The organism is Streptomyces mabaensis, from assembly GCF_053763515.1.
On the sequence record NZ_JBSOPZ010000008.1, the window covers coordinates 142,865 to 162,065 of the forward strand.

The window sequence follows — 19,201 nt, forward strand, 5'->3', positions numbered from 1 at the left end:
GAACCTCCGGAGGCCGGACAGCACACGGCCCGGACGCGCTCGTTCTCACTCGAACGGGCGCATCCGGGCCGTGTGGTCCGACGGCGGTGAGGGTTGCCGCCGGAGTCCTGGCCGGTACAGGACCGGTCAGGGTCTTGCCAGGCCTCCTGGGGCCTCCGTGGGACCCCGGGAGGACTGGAGCATGGGACCCCGGAAGAACTAGAGCTTCGCCCAGGCCTCCGTGAGGACGCCGCGCAGGATGCCCTCGATCTCGTCGAAGGTCTCCTGGTTGGAGATCAGCGGCGGGGCCAGCTGGACGACCGGGTCACCGCGGTCGTCGGCGCGGCAGTACAGACCGGCGTCGTACAACGCCTTCGAGAGGAAGCCGTAGAGCACGCGCTCGGTCTCCTCGTCGGTGAAGGTCTCCTTGGTGGCCTTGTCCTTCACCAGCTCGATGCCGTAGAAGAAGCCGTTGCCTCGGACGTCGCCGACGATCGGCAGGTCGTGCAGCTTCTGCAGCGTGGAGAGGAACGCGCCTTCGTTGTCGAGGACGTGCTGGTTGAGGCCTTCCTTCTCGAAGATGTCGAGGTTGGCCAGGCCCACCGCCGCGGACACCGGGTGGCCGCCGAAGGTGTAGCCGTGCAGGAAGGTGTTGTCGCCCTTGTAGAACGGCTCGGCGAGGCGGTCGGAGATGATGCACGCGCCGATCGGGGAGTAGCCCGAGGTCATGCCCTTGGCGCAGGTGATCATGTCCGGTACGTAACCGAACTTGTCGCAGGCGAACATCGTGCCGAGACGGCCGAAGGCACAGATGACCTCGTCCGAGACGAGCAGCACGTCGTACTGGTCGCAGATCTCACGGACCCGCTGGAAGTACCCGGGCGGCGGCGGGAAGCAGCCGCCGGCGTTCTGCACCGGCTCGAGGAAGACGGCCGCGACCGTCTCGGGGCCCTCGAAGAGGATCTGCTGCTCGATCTGGTCGGCGGCCCAGCGGCCGAAGGCCTCCGGGTCGTCGCCGTGGATCGGCGCGCGGTAGATGTTGGTGTTCGGCACCTTGTGCGCGCCGGGGACCAGCGGCTCGAAGGGTGCCTTGAGGGCGGGCAGGCCGGTGATCGACAGGGCGCCCTGCGGGGTGCCGTGGTAGGCGACGGCGCGCGAGATGACCTTGTACTTGGTGGGCTTGCCCTGGAGCTTGAAGTACTGCTTGGCCAGCTTCCAGGCGGTCTCCACCGCTTCACCACCACCGGTGGTGAAGAAGACCTTGTTCAGGTCGCCCGGGGCGTGCTGCGCGAGCCGCTCGGCCAGTTCGACGGCCTTCGGGTGGGCGTACGACCACACCGGGAAGAAGGCGAGTTCCTGAGCCTGCTTGTAGGCGGTCTCGGCCAGCTCGTGGCGGCCGTGGCCGGCGTTGACCACGAACAGGCCGGAGAGGCCGTCGAGGTAGCGCTTGCCCTTGTCGTCGTAGATGTAGGTGCCCTCGCCACGCACGATGGTGGGCACGGGTGCGTTCTCGTATGACGACATGCGGGTGAAGTGCATCCACAGGTGGTCGTACGCGGTCTTGGAGAGGTCCTTGCTCACGGCTATCGGGTTCCCCACATATAGGTCTGCTTCTTCAGCTTCAGGTAGACGAAGCTCTCGGTGGAGCGCACGCCGGGGAGCGAGCGGATCCGTTTGTTGATCACTTCGAGCAGGTGGTCGTCGTCCTCGCAGACGATCTCCACCATGAGGTCGAAGGAGCCCGCGGTCATCACCACGTACTCACATTCGGCCATGGCCGTCAGCGCGTCCGCCACGGAGTCCAGATCGCCCTCGACGTTGATGCCGACCATCGCCTGCCGCCGGAAACCCACGGTGAGCGGGTCGGTGACGGCGACGATCTGCATGACGCCCTGGTCGAGCAGCTTCTGTACGCGCTGGCGCACCGCCGCCTCCGAGAGGCCGACGGCCTTTCCGATCGCGGCGTAAGGACGGCGTCCGTCCTCCTGCAGTTGCTCGATGATCGCCAGGGAGACAGCATCGATCGACGGGGAGCCGGACCTGTGCCTGGAATCTGCGCTTCGACTGACCACGACCTCACTGTGCACGAGGACTCGTCTGTTCCGCAAGCCCGAACCGATGAAATTCGTTGTTGTGGGGTTCAGATCTCACTGAATCCGTAGTTCGTCGGCGTTGGGTATGTCGAAAGCGTCGCCGAAGCGATTAGGGTGGGATGTCTCAGCCATCGGACATCTGACAGGAGGGGTGGCAGTGACCACCGAGCTGCGCCGTCTGCGCAACTACATCAACGGGGAGTTCCGGGACGCCGCCGACGGCCGGACCATCGACGTGGTCAACCCGGCCACCGGCGAGGTGTACGCCACGTCGCCGCTCTCCGGGCAGGCAGACGTCGACGCCGCCATGGAGGCGGCCGCGGCCGCCTTCCCGGCCTGGCGCGACTCCACGCCCGCCGACCGGCAGAAGGCCCTGCTCAAGATCGCGGACGCCTTCGAGGCGCGCGCGGACGAGCTCGTCGCCGCCGAATCGGAGAACACCGGCAAGCCGCTCGGCCTCACCGCGAGCGAAGAGGTCCCGCCCATGGTGGACCAGATCCGCTTCTTCGCGGGTGCGGCCCGGATGCTCGAAGGCCGCTCGGCCGGCGAGTACATGGAGGGCATGACGTCCATCATCAGGCGCGAGCCGGTCGGTGTCTGCGCGCAGGTCGCGCCGTGGAACTACCCGATGATGATGGCCGTCTGGAAGTTCGCCCCGGCGCTTGCCGCGGGCAACACCGTGGTGATCAAGCCGTCCGACACCACCCCGGCGTCGACCGTCCTGATCGCCGAGATCATCGACTCGATCCTGCCCAAGGGCGTCTTCAACGTCCTGTGCGGCGACCGGGAGACTGGCCGCGCGATGGTCGAGCACGAGGTGCCCGCGATGGCCTCCATCACCGGCTCCGTACGGGCCGGCATGCAGGTCGCCGAGAGCGCGGCGAAGGACGTCAAGCGCGTCCACCTGGAGCTGGGCGGCAAGGCGCCGGTCGTCGTCTTCGAGGACACCGACATCGCCAAGGCCGTCGAGGACATCTCGGTGGCGGGCTTCTTCAACGCCGGCCAGGACTGTACGGCCGCGACGCGCGTCCTCGTCCAGGCGTCCATCCACGACGAGTTCGTGGCGGCGCTGGCCAAGGCCGCCGCCGACACCAAGACTGGACAGCCGGATGACGAGGACGTGCTGTTCGGCCCGCTCAACAACGCCAACCAGCTGAAGCAGGTCAGCGGGTTCATCGAGCGGCTGCCGGCGCACGCCAAGGTGGAGTCGGGCGGCCACCGGGTCGGCGAGAAGGGCTACTTCTACGCCCCGACCGTCGTCTCCGGCCTCAAGCAGGACGACGAGATCATCCAGAACGAGGTCTTCGGCCCGGTCATCACCGTCCAGTCCTTCACGGACGAGGCGCAGGCTCTGGAGTGGGCGAACGACGTCGAGTACGCCCTCGCCTCCTCGGTGTGGACCAAGGACCACGGGCGCGCGATGCGCATGTCGAAGAACCTCGACTTCGGCTGCGTGTGGATCAACACCCACATCCCGCTGGTCGCGGAGATGCCGCACGGCGGCTACAAGAAGTCCGGCTACGGCAAGGACCTCTCGGCGTACGGCTTCGAGGACTACACGCGCATCAAGCACGTGATGACCTCGCTCGGCGGCTGACACGGCTCGGCCGACTGATGCAGCCCGCGGGGCGGGCCGTGGACACCTGGTCCACGGCCCGCCCCGTGCGCGTCAGCCCGTTCGCGTCACCCCGTGAGGACGGCGCGCAGGGCGTCGATGCGGTTGGTCGTGATCGAGTCGACGCCCAGGTCCACGAGCCGGCGCATGGTGCGCCTGGTGTCGGCGGTCCAGGCGGAGACCAGCACGCCGTCCGCGTGGACGCGGTCCGTCAGCTCCCGGCTCACCAGGCCGAAGCGGTAGTTGAGCCAGCGCGGCGCGACCGCGTCGACGAGGACGGGCCGGGGCGGGCACAGCGACGTCCAGGTCAGGGCGATCTCCGCGCCCGGATCGGCGGCACGGACCTTGAGCATGGTGGCCGCGCCCGCGCAGTAGTACGCGCGGTCCCGCGCCCCGCACTCGCGCACCACCCCGACCACCGTGCGGACCGCGGCCTCGTCGGCGCCCGGAAGGTCGATCATGACCCGGGCCGTCGTGGTGGCGGCCAGCGCCTCCCGCAGCGTCGGCATCTCGCCGAGCGACAGCTCGTGCACCTCGTGTGCGTGCAGGTGTGCGAGCAGCCGGTCGTGGCCCCACAGGCGCTTGAGCGAGGCGTCGTGCACCAGCACCGGCACGCCGTCCCGGGTCACCCGTACGTCGATCTCGACCGCGTCCGCGCCCCGCTCCAGCGCCGAACTGAGCGAGGGCAGGGTATTCTCCCGGACGCGGTACGGGTCGCCGCGGTGGGCCACCGCCATGACGGTGCGCATGCGCCGCCGCCCTACCGCGCGAGCCAGGCGGCCGTGTACGTGTCGATCTCCTCGGCCAGCTTCGCCTTGCCCGCGGGGTCCAGGAACGAGGCCTCGACCGCGTTCTTCGCCAGTCGGGCCAGTCCCCGCTCGTCCAGGCCGAGCAGCCGGGCAGCGACCGCGTACTCGTTGTTCAGGTCGGAGCCGAACATCGGCGGGTCGTCGCTGTTGATGGTGACCAGTACGCCCGCCTGGACCATCTCCTTGACCGGGTGCTCGTCGATGTCGGTGACCGCGCGGGTCGCGAGATTCGAGGTCGGGCAGACCTCCAGCGCGATGCGCTGCTCGGCGAGGTGCGCGAGCAGCTTCGGGTCCTGCGTCGCGCTGGTGCCGTGGCCGATCCGCTCGGCGCGCAGGTCGATCAGGGCGTCCCAGATGGTCTGCGGCCCCGTGGTCTCGCCGGCGTGCGGGACGCTGTGCAGTCCGGCGGCGATCGCGCGGTCGAAGTACGGCTTGAACTGCGGGCGCGGTACGCCGATCTCGGGACCGCCGAGCCCGAACGACACCAGCCCGTCCGGGCGCAGGTCCACCGCGAGCCGGGCCGTCTCCTCGGCCGCTTCCAGACCCGCCTCACCCGGGATGTCGAAGCACCAGCGCAGGATGACGCCTAGCTCGGCCTCGGCGGCCTTGCGGGCGTCCTCGATGGCGTCCATGAAGGCCTGCTCGTCGATGCCGCGACGGGTCGAGCTGTACGGCGTGATGGTCAGCTCGGCATAGCGGATGTTCTGCCGGGCCATGTCACGGGCGACCTCGAAGGTCAGCAGCCGGACGTCCTCGGGGGTGCGGATGAGGTCCACCACGGAGAGGTAGACCTCGATGAAGTGCGCGAAGTCGGTGAAGGTGAAGTAGTCCGCCAGCGCCTCCGGGTCGGTGGGGACCTTCGAGTCCGGGTGCCGGGCGGCCAGCTCGGCAACGATACGCGGGGACGCGGACCCGACGTGGTGCACGTGCAGCTCCGCCTTGGGCAGTCCCGCGATGAAGGGGTGCAGGTCGGGCATGGGGTCCTCCGGGTCCAGCGGTGCGGTCGTCGGGGATCATCGTAGGCAGGCCGGTGTCGGGTGCGGTGCCAGGCCTTAGCATGACGGAACGTAGATGGGGGAGGCACATGTCAGACAACACCCGGCCGCCGTCGGGGGAACCCGAGCCGCTGGATCCCTGGGCGCCCCCGGAGCGGAAGGTGCCGCTCGACAAGCCGCCGGCGGGTGCGCAGCCGCCGATACCCCCGGTGCACGACCAGCCGACGGTCACCGCGATGCCCGCGGCCGGCCCGGCCGGCGGCACCGGCACCGGCCAGGGCGCTGTTCCTCCGCCGCCGATGGGGCCGAACGGGCCGGGGCAGGCCGTCCCGGGACCGTACGGCTACCCCGGCCACCCCGCCGCCGGCGGTCCGGGCGCTCCGTACGGGGGCACCCCGGGACCCCAGGGCTACCCGGGCTATCCCGACTACCCGGGCACGGGCTACCAGGGCTACCCCGGATACGGATACGGCCACGGCGGCTGGGGCATGATGCCGCAGCCGCAGAACGGCATGGGCGTCACCGCGCTGGTGCTCGGCATCATCTCGGTCTGCATCTTCTGCAGTTCGATCGTCGCGGTCGTCTTCGGCGTGCTGGCGGTCGTCTTCGGGGTCATCGGCCGGACCCGGGCCGGCCGGGGCCAGGCGACCAACGCCGGGCAGGCGCTGGCCGGGATCATCCTCGGTGTCGTCGGCATCATCCTGGGCGCGGGCATGTTCGCGCTGATGATCTCCGGCGGGTCGTTCACCGACGAGGACTCGGACAGCTACGAGGAGGACCCCTTCTCCACCTCGCTGGTCGTCGACAACGCCGCCGACCGCACCCCCTGGCCGACTACCCCCTGGCCGCCGGCAACCATGTAGCCCCAGCCCCCGCCCCGAGCGGCCCTCAGGCAGGCCCGGCCCCTGCCCCCTCCCCACCCCGCAGCCGCTCCCGCGCGTCCATCAGCGCGAAACCCAGCAGGTTGAGCCCGCGCCACCGAGCCGGATCCTGCGCACGCTCGTCGTCCCCGGCCAGCCCGATGCCCCAGATCCGGTCCAGCGGGCTGGCCTCGACGAGCACCCGCTCACCGGTGCCCAGCAGGAATTCCCGCAGGTCCGCGTGCGCTCCGAACTTGTGCAGACTGCCGGCGACCACGATCGCGTACCGCTCGCGCCGCCATATCTTCTCGTCGAACCCGCGCACCAGCCGCCCGGCCTTCTTCGCCTGGGCCGGACCGCCCGCGGCCACCGCCTCGCGCTCCGCCTCCGCGTCCCCGAAGAGCCGCGCCTTGGCCGCCATCATCCAGTGCTCCGCGGTTGCGTACTCCACGCCGTCGACCGTGAACGGCGACGGCCACCACTGGCTCAGACAGCTCGCGCCGATCGCCCCGTCCCGCCTCGGCGCGTGCCCCCAGAAGTGCAGATACTTGATCCGTGAACCCCCGCTGACCTGCTCGATCAGGTCGTCGATCTTCGTCATACACGCGAGCATGGCAGCCGCCACTGACACTTCGTACGGGATTCGCGGGTTCGGTCGACACATGGTCGACCGAATCCGTCGCGTAACCAAAAGGCAACAACGGAATCACTTGTTGGGCCGATACCCCTCTGTCAGTATCGGCACTCAATTCGAGCTGAAGCTACGGAGAGCGTGATGGACAACCGCTTCCAGGTAAAGGACCGTTTCGCAGACGGCGCGCAGTACATCGGCGGTCAGCTCCGGGCCGGCACCTCCGGGCACGAGCACACCGTCGTCGACCCGGCGACGGGCGAGGACGTCCTGACGTACGAACTGGCCGGCACCGCCGAGGTGGACGCGGCCGTGGCCGCCGCCCGCGCGGCCTTCCCGGGCTGGGCGGGCAGCACCCCGGGTGAGCGGTCCGACGCGCTGCACCGCTTCGCGGGCGTCCTGGCCGAGCAGGCCGAGGACTTCGCGTACACCGAATCGCTCCAGTGCGGCAAGCCGATCAAGCTGACCACGGAGTTCGACGTGCCCGGCACGGTCGACAACACCGCCTTCTTCGCGGGCGCCGCGCGGCACCTCCAGGGCCAGTCGGCGGGCGAGTACAGCGGTGACCACACCTCGTACGTCCGCCGCGAGCCGATCGGCGTCGTCGGCTCCATCGCCCCCTGGAACTACCCGCTCCAGATGGCCGCGTGGAAGGTCCTTCCGGCCATCGCCGCGGGCAACACCGTCGTCCTCAAGCCCGCCGAGCTGACGCCCCTGACCTCGCTGATGTTCGCGCAGGCGGCCCAGCAGGCCGGTATCCCCGACGGCGTCGTCAACATCGTCACCGGCGCGGGCCGCGACGCGGGCGAGCACCTGGTCGGCCACCCGGACGTGGCCATGACCTCCTTCACCGGCTCGACGCCGGTCGGCAAGCGGGTCGCCGAGATCGCCACCTCCACCGTCAAGCGGGTCCACCTCGAACTCGGCGGCAAGGCACCCTTCGTGGTGTTCGACGACGCCGACCTGGAGGCCGCCGTGCACGGCGCGGTCGCCGGCTCGCTGATCAACAGCGGCCAGGACTGCACCGCCGCCACCCGCGCCTACGTCCAGCGCCCGCTGTACGACGCCTTCGTCAGCGGGGTCGCCGACCTCATGGCGACCGTCCGCCTCGGCGACCCCTTCGACCCCGCCACCGACCTCGGCCCGCTCGTCTCGCACGCGCAGCGCGACCGGGTCGCCGGCTTCGTCGACCGGGCCCGTGGGTACGCCACCGTCGTCACCGGCGGCGAAGCGCCGGGAGGGGACCTGAAGGACGGCGCGTACTACCGCCCCACCCTCATCGCGGGCGCGGCCCAGGACAGCGAGGTCGTCCAGTCCGAGATCTTCGGCCCGGTCCTGGTGGTCCTGCCCTTCGACTCCGACGACGAGGGCATCCGCCTCGCCAACGACACCCCGTACGGCCTCGCCGCCTCCGCCTGGAGCCGCGACGTCTACCGCGCCGGCCGCGCCACCCGCGAGATCAAGGCGGGCTGCGTCTGGGTCAACGACCACATCCCGATCCTCAGCGAGATGCCGCACGGCGGCTACAAGGCCAGCGGGTTCGGCAAGGACATGTCGGCGTACTCCTTCGAGGAGTACACGCAGGTCAAGCACGTGATGTACGACAACACGGCGGTGATCAGGAAGGACTGGCACCGCACGATCTTCGGGGACCGATAGCCATCACCGCCCGAGCGGTCCCACCCACCGAGAGGGAACAGCGCATGGAGCAGTACGAGCCCGACCGCCTCTCCGCAGCCCAACTGGCGGCCATGCGGCGCAGCCTGACGAACGGCCGGGGAGCCCTTTCCCGGCGTTCGCTGCTGCGCGCGTCGGGCGTCGGAGCGCTCGCGGCCGGCGGGGCCGCCCTGTTGAGCGGCTGCGGAATCCCGCCCGCCAAGCGGGAGGGCGAAGCAGGGGTCTCCGACGACCACTCGGACAAGGAGAAGCAGGTCAACTTCTCCAACTGGACCGAGTACATGGACATCAGCGAGGACGAGAAGAGCCGTCCCACCCTGGTGGCGTTCACCAAGCGCACCGGGATCAAGGTCAAGTACACCGAGGACATCAACGACAACGTCGAGTTCTTCGGCAAGATCCGGCCCCAGCTCGCGGCCGGCCAGGACACCGGCCGCGACCTGATCAACGTCACCGACTGGCTGGCCGCCCGGATGATCCGGCTCGGCTGGGCGCAGAAGCTCGATGCGTCGAACCTGCCGCACGCGTACGCCAATCTGTCCGCCCAGTTCCGCAGCCCCGACTGGGACCCCGGCCGCGCCTACTCGTACCCCTGGACCGGTATATCCACGGTCATCGCCTACAACTCCGAGGCGACCGGCGGCCGCAAGGTCGACTCCGTCACTCAGCTGCTGGACGACCCGGCCCTCAAGGGCCGTGTCGGCTTCCTCACCGAGATGCGCGACTCGGTCGGCATGACCCTTCTCGACATGGGCAAGGACCCGGGGAATTTCACCGACGCCGACTACGACGCCGCCATCGGCCGGCTCCAGAAGGGCGTCGACAAGAAGCAGATCCGGCGCTTCACGGGCAACGACTACACGTCCGACCTCTCCAAGGGCGACCTGGCCGCCTGTCTCGCCTGGGCCGGTGACGTCATCCAGCTCCAGGTCGACAACCCGGCCATCAAGTTCGCGATCCCGGCCGCCGGTTACCTCACCGGCAGCGACAACCTCCTGGTCCCGGCCAAGGCGCGGCACAAGAAGAACGCCGAGCGGCTCATCGACTACTACTACGAGCTTCCGGTCGCCGCGCAGCTCGCCGCGTACATCAACTACGTGTGCCCGGTGGAGGGCGTCGCCACCGAACTCGCGAAGATCGATCCGGCACTCGCCTCGAACACACTGATCCTCCCGGACAAGGCCATGGCCGCCAAGTCACGCGAGTTCCGCTCGCTGAGCAACGAGGAAGAGACGGCGTACGAAGAGAAGTTCGCCAAGCTCATCGGCGCCTGACCTCCCCTTCCCCCCGACACCACTGGGACCGCGACCCATGACTGCTTCGAAGACCGAGGGCGGCGACGTCCGCCTCACCGGGATCAGCAAGACCTACGGCTCCTTCACCGCCGTACAGCCGCTCGATCTGACCGTCCCGCAGGGCTCGTTCTTCGCCCTGCTCGGCGCGTCCGGCTGCGGCAAGACCACCACGCTGCGGATGATCGCCGGGCTGGAGGACCCGACCACCGGCACCGTCTTCCTCGGCGACAAGGACGTCACCGGCCTCGCGCCGTACAAGCGCCCGGTCAACACCGTCTTCCAGAGCTACGCGCTCTTCCCCCACCTCAACATCTACGAGAACATCGCGTTCGGCCTGCGCCGCCGCGGGGTCAAGTCGGTGAAGAAGCAGGTCGGCGACATGCTGGACCTCGTCCAGCTCGGCGACTTCGCGCAGCGCAAGCCGCACCAGCTTTCCGGCGGCCAGCAGCAGCGCGTTGCCGTCGCCCGCGCACTGATCAACCACCCGCAGGTACTCCTCCTCGACGAGCCCCTCGGCGCCCTCGACCTCAAGCTGCGCCGCCAGATGCAGCTGGAGCTCAAGCGGATCCAGACCGAGGTCGGCATCACCTTCGTCCATGTCACCCACGACCAGGAGGAGGCCATGACCATGGCCGACACGGTCGCGGTGATGAACGGCGGCCGGGTGGAGCAGTTGGGCGCGCCCGCCGACCTGTACGAGAACCCGCAGACCACCTTCGTCGCCAACTTCCTCGGCACCTCCAACCTCATCGAGGCCGAGGTCGCCGAGACCACCGGCAGCGACATCGTGGTCACGGCCGCCGACGCCAAGCTGCGGCTGCCCGCCGACCGGTGTTCCACCCAGCCCCGCACCGGCGGAAAGCTGCTGGTCGGAGTGCGCCCCGAGAAGATATCCCTGGCCCACGCGGACGACGCCGACAGCATCGCCGACGGCCGCAACCGCGTCGCCGGCCGGATCGCCGACTCCAGCTTCATCGGCGTCTCCACGCAGTACGTCGTCGACAGCCCGGTCTGCCCGGACCTGGAGGTGTACGTACAGAACATCGAGCGGGACGCGCGCTTCACCCCGGGCGCCGAGGTCGTCCTGCACTGGAACCCGGCGCACACCTTCGGGCTCGACGCCGACCAGGACATCGACGCCGGTGTGGAGACGGTCGAGGAGAGCGCATGACCGTCACCGAAGCACCACCCGCGGCCAGGCCGCCCGCCACCGAGCCGGTCCTGCACAAGCCGTCCGTCCGCCGCAAGCTCGTCCCTTACTGGCTGCTGCTGCCCGGCATGCTGTGGCTCGTCGTCTTCTTCGCGCTGCCGATGGTCTACCAGGCCTCGACCTCCGTACAGACCGGCTCCCTGGAGGAAGGCTTCCAGGTCACCTGGCACTTCCAGACCTACTGGGACGCCCTGACCGAGTACTACCCGCAGTTCCTGCGCTCGGTGCTGTACGCCGGCACGGCCACGATCCTGTGTCTGCTGCTCGGCTATCCGCTGGCGTACCTGATCGCCTTCAAGGCGGGCCGCTGGCGGAATCTGCTGCTGGTCCTGGTCATCGCGCCGTTCTTCACCAGCTTCCTGATCCGCACGCTCGCCTGGAAGACGATCCTCGCGGACGGCGGACCGGTGGTCGAGGTGCTGGGCAGCGTCGGCTTCCTGGACGTCACCAGCTGGCTGGGCATGACCGAGGGCAACCGGCTGCTGGCCACGCCGTTCGCGGTGGTCTGCGGTCTCACGTACAACTTCCTGCCGTTCATGATCCTGCCGCTGTACACCTCGCTGGAGCGGATCGACCCGCGGCTCCACGAGGCGGCCGGCGACCTCTACGCGAAGCCGGCCACCACGTTCCGCAAGGTGACGTTCCCGCTGTCGATGCCGGGCGTCGTCTCCGGCACGCTGCTGACCTTCATCCCGGCCAGCGGCGACTACGTCAACGCCGAACTCCTCGGCTCCACCGACACCAAGATGGTCGGCAACGTCATCCAGTCGCAGTTCCTCCGGGTGCTCGACTACCCGACCGCGGCCGCGCTGTCCTTCATTCTCATGGCGGTCGTGCTGATCATGGTCACTGTCTACATCCGCCGGGCCGGGACGGAGGATCTCGTCTGATGCTGCGACACTCCACCGACTGGATACGGCGCAACCTCGTCGTCATCGCCGGCCTGCTCACGCTCGCGTACCTGATCCTGCCGAACATCGTCGTCATGGTGTTCTCCTTCAACAAGCCGGCCGGGCGCTTCAACTACTCCTGGCAGGAGTTCTCCACCGACGCCTGGCGGGACCCGTGCGGCGTCGCCGATCTGTGCGGCTCGCTCACGCTGTCCCTCCAAATCGCCTTCTGGGCGACCCTCGGAGCGACCGTCCTCGGCGCGATGATCGCCTTCGCGCTGGTCCGCTACCGCTTCCGGGCGCGCGGCGCGATCAACTCGCTGATCTTCCTGCCGATGGCGATGCCCGAAGTGGTCATGGCCGCCTCACTGCTCACGCTCTTCCTCAACATGGGCGCCGAGCTGGGCTTCTGGACCATCCTCATCGCGCACACCATGTTCTGCCTCAGCTTCGTCGTGGTGGCGGTCAAGGCGCGTGTGATGTCGATGGACCCCCGCCTCGAAGAGGCCGCGCGTGATCTCTACGCCGGTCCGGTGCAGACGTTCGTACGCGTCACGCTGCCGATCGCCGCCCCCGGCATCGCCGCCGGTGCGCTGCTCGCGTTCGCGCTCTCGTTCGACGACTTCATCATCACCAACTTCAACTCGGGCAACACCGTCACCTTCCCCATGTTCGTGTGGGGATCGGCGCAGCGCGGGACGCCCGTCCAGATCAACGTCATTGGTACGGCCATGTTCCTCGTCGCCGTACTGATCGTGGTCGCCGGCCAGCTCATCAGCAGCCGGCGCAAGAAGAGCGCACCCTAGCGATTTGCCGAAGGAGTGGAAACCATGGCCCCAGCTGCCATGACCCCCGCCGCATCCCTGTCCGACGCCCGGCCCGTCTCCTACTGGCTGGACGACCCGGGCAAGCCCGCCCCGCAGCCCGCCCTCACCGGCGACGAGCACTGCGATCTGCTCGTCATCGGAGGCGGATACAGCGGACTGTGGACCGCGCTCCTCGCCAAGGAGCGTGACCCGCAGCGCGATGTCGTACTGATCGAGGGCCACGAGGTGGGCTGGGCCGCCTCGGGCCGCAACGGCGGCTTCTGCGCCGCCTCTCTCACCCACGGCTTCGCCAACGGCCTGGCCCGCTGGCCCGGCGAGTTGGCGAAGCTGGAGGAGCTCGGCGCCCGCAACCTCGACGCCATCGGGGCGGCGGTGGCCCGCTACGGCATCGACTGCGACTTCGAACGCACTGGCGAGATCGACGTCGCCACCGAGCCGCACCAGGTCGAGGAACTGCTGGACATGCAGCGCGAGGCCGGGGAACTCGGTTTCGGCGGTCTGGAGTTCCTCGACCGGGACGCGGTACGGGCCGAGGTCGACTCGCCCACCTTCCTCGGCGGCCTGTACGACCGGGACGGCGTGGCCATGCTGCACCCGGCCAGGCTCGCCTGGGGTCTGAAGGCGGCGTGCCTCGGCCTCGGCGTACGGGTCTACGAGCACACCCGCGGCCTGGAGCTGGCCGCCTCCGGCGCCGGGATGGCCGTACGTACCCCGTACGGCCGGGTGTTCGCGCGGCGTGTCGCCCTGGGCACGAACATCTTCCCGTCGCTGGTCAAGCGCGTCCGCCCGTACACCGTCCCGGTCTACGACTACGCGCTGATGACCGAACCGCTCAGCGAGGAGCAGCTCGCCTCCGTCGGCTGGAAGAACCGCCAGGGGCTCGGCGACAGCGCCAACCAGTTCCACTACTTCCGGATCACCCCCGACCACCGCATCCTGTGGGGCGGCTACGACGCGATCTACCCCTACGGCGGCCGGCTCAGCGCCGACCTCGACCACCGTCCGGAGACCTACCTCAAGCTCGCCGGACACTTCTTCCGCTGCTTCCCGCAGCTGGAGGGCCTGAAGTTCAGCCACGCATGGGGCGGCGCCATCGACACCTGCTCGCGCTTCTCGGCCTTCTTCGGCACGGCCCACGGCGCCAAGGTCGCCTACGCGGCCGGTTACACCGGGCTGGGCGTCGGGGCGACCCGGTTCGGCGCGGACGTGATGCTGGACCTGCTCGCGGGCGAGCGCACCGAACGCACCGAGCTGGAGATGGTCCGCAGCAAGCCGATGCCGTTCCCGCCCGAGCCACTGGCCTGGACCGGCATCGCGATGACCAAGTGGTCGCTGGCACGCGCCGACGACAACGGCGGCCGGCGCAATACGTGGCTGAAGGCGATGGACCGCCTCGGCCTCGGCTTCGACAGCTAGAGCCTGCCCGGCGGGTGAATGCGGTGGATCCGGCGGCAGCCGAGGGACACCGCCACCAGCAGCAGCACGCTCAGGCACCAGCTGCCGACCACGTCCAGCGGCCAGTGGTAGCCGCGCAGCACCAGTCCGAGGCCCGTCGCCGTACTGAGCACGATCGCGGCGGGCAGCAGGCTGCGACGTACGAGGCCTCGGCGTAGGTACGGGGCGAGCAGCAGCGCGGCCGCGCCGTACGCCACCGTCGCGGTCGCCGTATGGCCGGACGGATACCAGCCGGTGCCCGGCACGAGCGGTCCCGGGCGGGCGATCCAGGCCTTCAGCGGGAGGACGAGCGCGGGTACGGCCGCCAGGGCGAGGACGCCGACGAGCGCCGGCCGCCGCTGCCGGCCGCGCCAGAAGACGTACCCGATCGCCGCGGCCAGCACCGGACCGGCGACGGCCACGTTGCCGAGGTCGGCGAAGAACTCGGCCGGCCGGGCCGGACCGCGCAGGAAAAGGGCCCGGCCGAGCCGCTCGTCGGCGGCGCGCAGCGGACCGCCGGCCGCGACCTGCCAGGTGACCAGGGCGAAGAGAGCGCAGCAGAGGGCGCCGAGAAGGAGGAGAGGAGAAGTCGGCCGCCCCGGAACAGGGGGGGTGGTTCCGGGGCGGCCGTCTGGACCGGTGTGCCGCGCGCCCCGGGGGGTTTGGGGCGGGCGGCCATCCGATCGGTGAGGAGATCCGAAGCCTGAGGCTCCGTTTGTGTGCGCGAAGGCACAGCCAGGTCGAAGCTGGGGAAGCCCCGGCCCGGCATCGCCCACAGTCTCCTGTGGGCGGGGTGTTTCTCTCATCTGCAGAAACCGTACGGCAGGAAAAGGGGGACCGACAGCAGGATCGGCGTCCCGCCATCGGCCCCCCACAGCTTCTTCACAGAGCCTGACCGTTACCGCGTGGTCACACTCCGGCGAACGCCGTCTCGATGATGTCCAGACCCTCGTTCAGCAGGTCCTCGCCGATGACGAGCGGCGGCAGGAAGCGCAGCACGTTGCCGTACGTACCGCAGGTCAGTACGAGCAGCCCCTCGGCGTGGCAGGCCTTCGCCAGCGCGGCGGCCGCAGCCGGGTTCGGCTCCTTGGTCGCCCGGTCCTGCACGAGCTCGATGGCGATCATCGCGCCGCGGCCACGGATGTCACCGATGATGTCGAACTTCTCGGCCATCGCGGTCAGGCGGCCCTTCATGACCTCCTCGATGCGCTTGGCCTTGCCGTTGAGGTCCTGCTCGCGCATGGTCTCGATGGAGCCGAGCGCGCCGGCGCAGGCCACCGGGTTACCGCCGTACGTGCCGCCCAGGCCGCCCGCGTGCGGGGCGTCCATGATCTCGGCGCGGCCGGTCACGGCGGCGAGCGGCAGACCGCCCGCGATGCCCTTGGCGGTGGTGATCAGGTCCGGGACGATGCCCTCGTCCTCGCAGGCGAACCACTGGCCGGTGCGGCAGAAGCCGGACTGGATCTCGTCGGCGACGAAGACGATGCCGTTGTCGTTGGCGAACTTCACGATCGCCGGCAGGAAGCCCTTGGCCGGCTCGATGAAGCCGCCCTCACCCAGCACCGGCTCGATGATGATCGCGGCGACGTTCTCCGCGCCGACCTGCTTGCTGATCTGGTCGATGGCCTGGGCGGCGGCCTCGGGGCCGCAGTTCTCCGGGCCGGTGGGCCAGCGGTAGCCGTACGCGACCGGGACGCGGTAGACCTCGGGGGCGAACGGGCCGAAGCCGTGCTTGTACGGCATGTTCTTGGCGGTCAGCGCCATCGTGAGGTTCGTCCGGCCGTGGTAGCCGTGGTCGAACACGACGACCGCCTGGCGCTTGGTGTACGCGCGGGCGATCTTGACGGCGTTCTCGACGGCCTCGGCGCCCGAGTTGAACAGGGCCGACTTCTTCGCGTGGTCGCCCGGCGTCAGCTCGGCGAGCGCCTCACAGACCTCGACGTACCCCTCGTACGGCGTGACCATGAAACAGGTGTGGGTGAAGTCGGCCAGCTGGGCGGACGCGCGGCGCACGACGGCCTCGGCGCTCGCACCCACGGAGGTCACGGCGATACCGGAGCCGAAGTCGATGAGGCGGTTGCCGTCGACGTCCTCGATGATCCCGCCGCCGGCGCGCGCGGTGAACACGGGCAGCACGGACCCCACTCCACCGGCCACCGTGGCCGTACGTCGGGCCTGAAGCTCCTGCGACTTCGGGCCGGGAATGGCGGTGACGACGCGGCGCTCCTGCGGAATTGCGGTCATGAGGGGCTCCTGGGGGAGTGCTGGGGGCGAATCGGGACGCTTTTCTTCCGCAGGCTAGGCGCGGCGCGGGGGGTCCGGCATGTTCCGTACGGGCGAAATGGCGTCGTGCCGTTGTCCGCGACGGCCATAGCCGCACTCCTCTCCTCCCGGGCGCGCGCGGGCGCGGCGGCGGCGCGGATCGGTGAACTGCCCAGGGCCGACCACTAGATTGACTCCCTGCGTACGCATACCGCTGGTCAGGGGACGAGGGGCAGCACACATGGACACCGAGGGCACGTACGACGCACGCGGCACCCGGGCCGGTCAGGTGCCGCGCCCGGCCGGACCGCCGCCCATGCCTCCGCTGCCCCCGGCCACCGGACCGGCCCTGGCGGAGTGGCTGCGCACCCCGCGCCCGGAGGCCGAGCCGGGCGTCTGGCGGTACGGGTACGTGCCGCGCGTGGCCGAGGAGCCGGACCGGATCCCGGACCGCCAGCTGCTCACGGGCGCGCTGATCTCGTTCCTCACCGCCCTGCTGATCTGGTCCCTGTGCTGGAACGGCTACATCAGCTTCTGGATGGACCCGCTGTTCTGGGTGATCCCCGACGACTGGTACCTCGACGTCACCGAGCCGCCGGTCGCCTACGCGGTCGTGACCAACCTCTACTACGTCCTCTTCGCCGGCCTGCTGGCGGTGATCTTCGGCCGGGTCGGCCGCTGGGCCGAGCTCGGCCGCCGCTTCGTGCTGCCGCTCTTCCGCCGTGGCCGCCCGGCCCCCGAGCCGCAGGCCACCGCGGCCGCACACCCGGCCGCCGACCCCGCCGAATGGCCCGACCTGCGCGGCTCGGGCCAGGCCGCCGCGGCCGACCGGCTCGCGGACGAGGTGCGGACCGGCCGGATGAATGACGTCGACCATGTGCGACTCCGCCGCGCCTGGCAGTCCGTCCAGGCCGACCCGTCCCGCCTCGACGCCTTCACCGGCGCCGTGCTGCGGCAGGGCGCGGCCGCGTGCACCCACCCCTCGGGGGCCCGTGACCTGCCCGTCCGCGCCGCCCGCCATGACCTCCTGGTGCGCCAGGTACGGATCGGCGCGGCCGACCGGGGTGAACGCAACCCCTACTCCCGGCGCGGCACCGCCGTCGCCCTCGACCCGGCCCTCCTCGGCACCTCGCTGCTGGCCGTCGGCCCGCCCGGGTCGGGGAAGACCGGCCACCTCGTCCGGCCGGTGGTGGAGTCCCTCGCCCTCCAGGCGATCGCCGGGCAGGCGGCCGTCATCGCGGTGGGCGCGGTCGGCGCGCAGCTCGGGCCCGACGAGGCGTACGACGTGGTCGTCAAGCTCGGCGACCCCGCGTCCGCGTACGACCTCGACCTGTACGGCGGCACGACCGACCCGGACGAGGCGGCGGCCGTGCTCGCCGAAGCCTTCATCGGCGACCTCCCGGAGACCGACAGCCGCCGCGCGGCGACGGCCCTCGCCCAGCTGCTCGGCCCGTACCGCGCGGCGCACGGCCGCTTCCCGTCCGTACCGGAGCTGCGCGAACTCCTCGACGGCGTGCCGGCCGCGCTCGCCGCCCTCCGCGAAGCGCTCGACGCCGGCGGCCACTCCTCCCTCCAGCGCGAGCTGGACGCGCGCGCCCGCCAGTCCGGGGCGCCCGGCGACCCCGGTGTGCTGCTCGCCGACCGGGTCGCCCTCCTCGACCGGCCCGCCTTCGCGGGGTTCTTCGACACCGGAGCCGACGGCCGGCCGTTCTCGCTGCGCTCCCTGGAGCACCCGCTCCGGGTCCGGATCGACCTGCCCGAGCGCGGGCACGCCGAGGCGTCGCGGATGCTGGCCCGGCTGGTCCTCGCGCAGTTCACCGCGAGCGCGGCGGCGCGGGCCGACCGCTCCCTGTTCGCCTGCCTCGTCCTCGACGACGCCTCGCACACCCTCACCGCCGAGACCGTCCGCGGCATCCAGCGGCTCCGCTCGGCCAACGCGGGAGCGGTCCTCACGCTCCGTACCCTGGACGACGTTCCGGAACGGCTGCGCGCCCAGGTGCTGGGCGCGGTCGGCTGCCGGATGGCGTTCTCCGGGGTGACGACCTGGGACGGGAAGCGGTTCGCCGAGGCGTGGGGCACGGAATGGGTGGAGACCCGGGACGTCACCAGCCGCACGGTCTTCGCCGACCAGCCGCTCACCCGGGCCGTCCACGCCTTCCGGAAACTGGTCACCGGAAAGGCCGTGACGACGGACGCGATCACCGTACGCAGGGTCGAGCGCGAGCGGTGGTCGGCCTCCGACCTCGCCCACGCCGTACCCGTGGGACACGCGGTGCTGTCGCTGACGACGGTACGAGGAGAACACGCCGCGCCCCTGCTGGTGGACCTGCGCGGGTAGGGGGTGTCCGGGCGATCAGGCCGGGCTCCCGTCTCCCCCAGCTACCGCTGGGAGGTGCCCCCAGGCACGCACATCTGCCGCGTTGGCCGAATCCACCCATAGCTCCGCTATGGCCGAATCCGGCCGCCTTGCAGCTGCGCTCGGCATCCGGAGGATGAATCAAAGAGCCGAGACGGAGCGAGCGAAGCGAGTGCAGTGCACCAGACGCCGCTCGCTGATCCGGCCTGATCGACCGGACACCCCCTGGGTCCTGGTGCACGGAACCCATACGCCCTGGCAGAATCGA

General features: G+C 70.3%; 16 protein-coding genes. 9 read left to right on the forward strand and 7 right to left on the reverse strand.

Annotated elements, in window-relative coordinates:
* Positions 1 to 198: 198 nt before the first annotated feature.
* Positions 199 to 1,578, reverse strand: a complete 1,380-nt coding sequence (locus tag ACWV17_RS09520; RefSeq protein WP_455355640.1) for an aspartate aminotransferase family protein — start codon at positions 1,576 to 1,578, stop codon at positions 199 to 201.
* Entirely contained in the window at positions 1,563 to 2,066 is a 504-nt protein-coding gene (locus ACWV17_RS09525) for an Lrp/AsnC family transcriptional regulator (RefSeq protein WP_455355641.1), read from the reverse strand. The genes ACWV17_RS09520 and ACWV17_RS09525 overlap by 16 nt, the downstream gene beginning before the upstream one ends.
* Positions 2,067 to 2,229: 163 nt before the next feature.
* On the opposite strand from ACWV17_RS09525, the gene ACWV17_RS09530 reads away from it, so the two are divergent.
* Positions 2,230 to 3,669, forward strand: a complete 1,440-nt coding sequence (locus ACWV17_RS09530; protein ID WP_455359286.1) for a gamma-aminobutyraldehyde dehydrogenase — start codon at positions 2,230 to 2,232, stop codon at positions 3,667 to 3,669.
* An 86-nt stretch (positions 3,670 to 3,755) separates the two neighbouring features.
* Here the strand turns inward: ACWV17_RS09530 and ACWV17_RS09535 are convergent, their stop codons facing one another.
* Complete coding sequence (locus ACWV17_RS09535; RefSeq protein WP_455355643.1) at positions 3,756 to 4,436, reverse strand: glycerophosphodiester phosphodiesterase; 681 nt, start codon at positions 4,434 to 4,436, stop codon at positions 3,756 to 3,758.
* An 11-nt stretch (positions 4,437 to 4,447) separates the two neighbouring features.
* A complete protein-coding gene (locus tag ACWV17_RS09540) occupies positions 4,448 to 5,473 on the reverse strand; it encodes an adenosine deaminase (protein ID WP_455359287.1) in 1,026 nt (341 codons plus the stop codon).
* 107 nt (positions 5,474 to 5,580) lie between these two features.
* On the opposite strand from ACWV17_RS09540, the gene ACWV17_RS09545 reads away from it, so the two are divergent.
* Entirely contained in the window at positions 5,581 to 6,354 is a 774-nt protein-coding gene (locus ACWV17_RS09545) for a DUF4190 domain-containing protein (protein ID WP_455359288.1), read from the forward strand.
* A 25-nt stretch (positions 6,355 to 6,379) separates the two neighbouring features.
* On the opposite strand, the gene ACWV17_RS09550 is transcribed toward ACWV17_RS09545, so the two are convergent.
* On the reverse strand, positions 6,380 to 6,952 hold the full coding sequence (locus ACWV17_RS09550; protein WP_455355646.1) for an NADAR family protein: 573 nt from the start codon (positions 6,950 to 6,952) through the stop codon (positions 6,380 to 6,382).
* Positions 6,953 to 7,126: 174 nt separating this feature from the next.
* Here ACWV17_RS09550 and ACWV17_RS09555 point away from each other — a divergent pair, with 174 nt between their 5' ends.
* The 6 genes from ACWV17_RS09555 to ACWV17_RS09580 are packed head-to-tail and all read left to right on the forward strand — an operon-like array spanning position 7,127 to position 14,297.
* Positions 7,127 to 8,641: a gamma-aminobutyraldehyde dehydrogenase gene (locus ACWV17_RS09555; RefSeq protein WP_455359289.1), complete on the forward strand. Its 1,515-nt coding sequence runs from the start codon at positions 7,127 to 7,129 to the stop codon at positions 8,639 to 8,641.
* A 44-nt stretch (positions 8,642 to 8,685) separates the two neighbouring features.
* The gene (locus ACWV17_RS09560; protein WP_455359290.1) at positions 8,686 to 9,933 is read left to right on the forward strand and encodes a polyamine ABC transporter substrate-binding protein; all 1,248 of its coding nucleotides are present in this window, start codon (positions 8,686 to 8,688) and stop codon (positions 9,931 to 9,933) included.
* A gap of 37 nt (positions 9,934 to 9,970) precedes the next feature.
* Entirely contained in the window at positions 9,971 to 11,125 is a 1,155-nt protein-coding gene (locus ACWV17_RS09565) for an ABC transporter ATP-binding protein (protein ID WP_455359291.1), read from the forward strand.
* Positions 11,122 to 12,054 (forward strand): ABC transporter permease, encoded by a 933-nt coding sequence (locus tag ACWV17_RS09570; RefSeq protein WP_455355650.1) that lies wholly within the window; start codon positions 11,122 to 11,124, stop codon positions 12,052 to 12,054. Before ACWV17_RS09565 ends, ACWV17_RS09570 begins: the two co-directional genes overlap by 4 nt.
* Positions 12,054 to 12,860: an ABC transporter permease gene (locus ACWV17_RS09575; RefSeq protein WP_455359292.1), complete on the forward strand. Its 807-nt coding sequence runs from the start codon at positions 12,054 to 12,056 to the stop codon at positions 12,858 to 12,860. Before ACWV17_RS09570 ends, ACWV17_RS09575 begins: the two co-directional genes overlap by 1 nt.
* A 24-nt stretch (positions 12,861 to 12,884) precedes the next feature.
* Entirely contained in the window at positions 12,885 to 14,297 is a 1,413-nt protein-coding gene (locus ACWV17_RS09580; RefSeq protein WP_455359293.1) for an NAD(P)/FAD-dependent oxidoreductase, read from the forward strand.
* Here ACWV17_RS09580 and ACWV17_RS09585 read toward each other — a convergent pair.
* Positions 14,294 to 15,121, reverse strand: a complete 828-nt coding sequence (locus tag ACWV17_RS09585; RefSeq protein ID WP_455359294.1) for a phosphatase PAP2 family protein — start codon at positions 15,119 to 15,121, stop codon at positions 14,294 to 14,296. The genes ACWV17_RS09580 and ACWV17_RS09585 overlap by 4 nt on opposite strands.
* Before the next feature lie 103 nt (positions 15,122 to 15,224).
* The gene (gene gabT, locus ACWV17_RS09590) at positions 15,225 to 16,559 is read right to left on the reverse strand and encodes a 4-aminobutyrate--2-oxoglutarate transaminase (RefSeq protein WP_455359295.1); all 1,335 of its coding nucleotides are present in this window, start codon (positions 16,557 to 16,559) and stop codon (positions 15,225 to 15,227) included.
* A gap of 259 nt (positions 16,560 to 16,818) precedes the next feature.
* Here gabT and ACWV17_RS09595 point away from each other — a divergent pair, with 259 nt between their 5' ends.
* The gene (locus ACWV17_RS09595) at positions 16,819 to 18,915 is read left to right on the forward strand and encodes an ATP-binding protein (protein WP_455359296.1); all 2,097 of its coding nucleotides are present in this window, start codon (positions 16,819 to 16,821) and stop codon (positions 18,913 to 18,915) included.
* Positions 18,916 to 19,201: the final 286 nt, after the last annotated feature.

Excerpts from the sequence above, each read along its gene's own strand:
- ACWV17_RS09540 (WP_455359287.1), bottom strand. The coding sequence starts at position 5,473 with ATGCCCGACCTGCACCCCTTCATCGCGGGACTGCCCAAGGCGGAGCTG.
- ACWV17_RS09560 (WP_455359290.1), top strand. The coding sequence starts at position 8,686 with ATGGAGCAGTACGAGCCCGACCGCCTCTCCGCAGCCCAACTGGCGGCC.
- ACWV17_RS09545 (WP_455359288.1), top strand. The coding sequence starts at position 5,581 with ATGTCAGACAACACCCGGCCGCCGTCGGGGGAACCCGAGCCGCTGGAT.
- ACWV17_RS09580 (WP_455359293.1), top strand. The coding sequence starts at position 12,885 with ATGGCCCCAGCTGCCATGACCCCCGCCGCATCCCTGTCCGACGCCCGG.
- ACWV17_RS09550 (WP_455355646.1), bottom strand. The coding sequence starts at position 6,952 with ATGACGAAGATCGACGACCTGATCGAGCAGGTCAGCGGGGGTTCACGG.
- ACWV17_RS09570 (WP_455355650.1), top strand. The coding sequence starts at position 11,122 with ATGACCGTCACCGAAGCACCACCCGCGGCCAGGCCGCCCGCCACCGAG.
- ACWV17_RS09585 (WP_455359294.1), bottom strand. The coding sequence starts at position 15,121 with ATGAGAGAAACACCCCGCCCACAGGAGACTGTGGGCGATGCCGGGCCG.
- ACWV17_RS09575 (WP_455359292.1), top strand. The coding sequence starts at position 12,054 with ATGCTGCGACACTCCACCGACTGGATACGGCGCAACCTCGTCGTCATC.
- ACWV17_RS09535 (WP_455355643.1), bottom strand. The coding sequence starts at position 4,436 with ATGCGCACCGTCATGGCGGTGGCCCACCGCGGCGACCCGTACCGCGTC.
- ACWV17_RS09595 (WP_455359296.1), top strand. The coding sequence starts at position 16,819 with ATGGACACCGAGGGCACGTACGACGCACGCGGCACCCGGGCCGGTCAG.
- ACWV17_RS09555 (WP_455359289.1), top strand. The coding sequence starts at position 7,127 with ATGGACAACCGCTTCCAGGTAAAGGACCGTTTCGCAGACGGCGCGCAG.
- gabT (WP_455359295.1), bottom strand. The coding sequence starts at position 16,559 with ATGACCGCAATTCCGCAGGAGCGCCGCGTCGTCACCGCCATTCCCGGC.
- ACWV17_RS09565 (WP_455359291.1), top strand. The coding sequence starts at position 9,971 with ATGACTGCTTCGAAGACCGAGGGCGGCGACGTCCGCCTCACCGGGATC.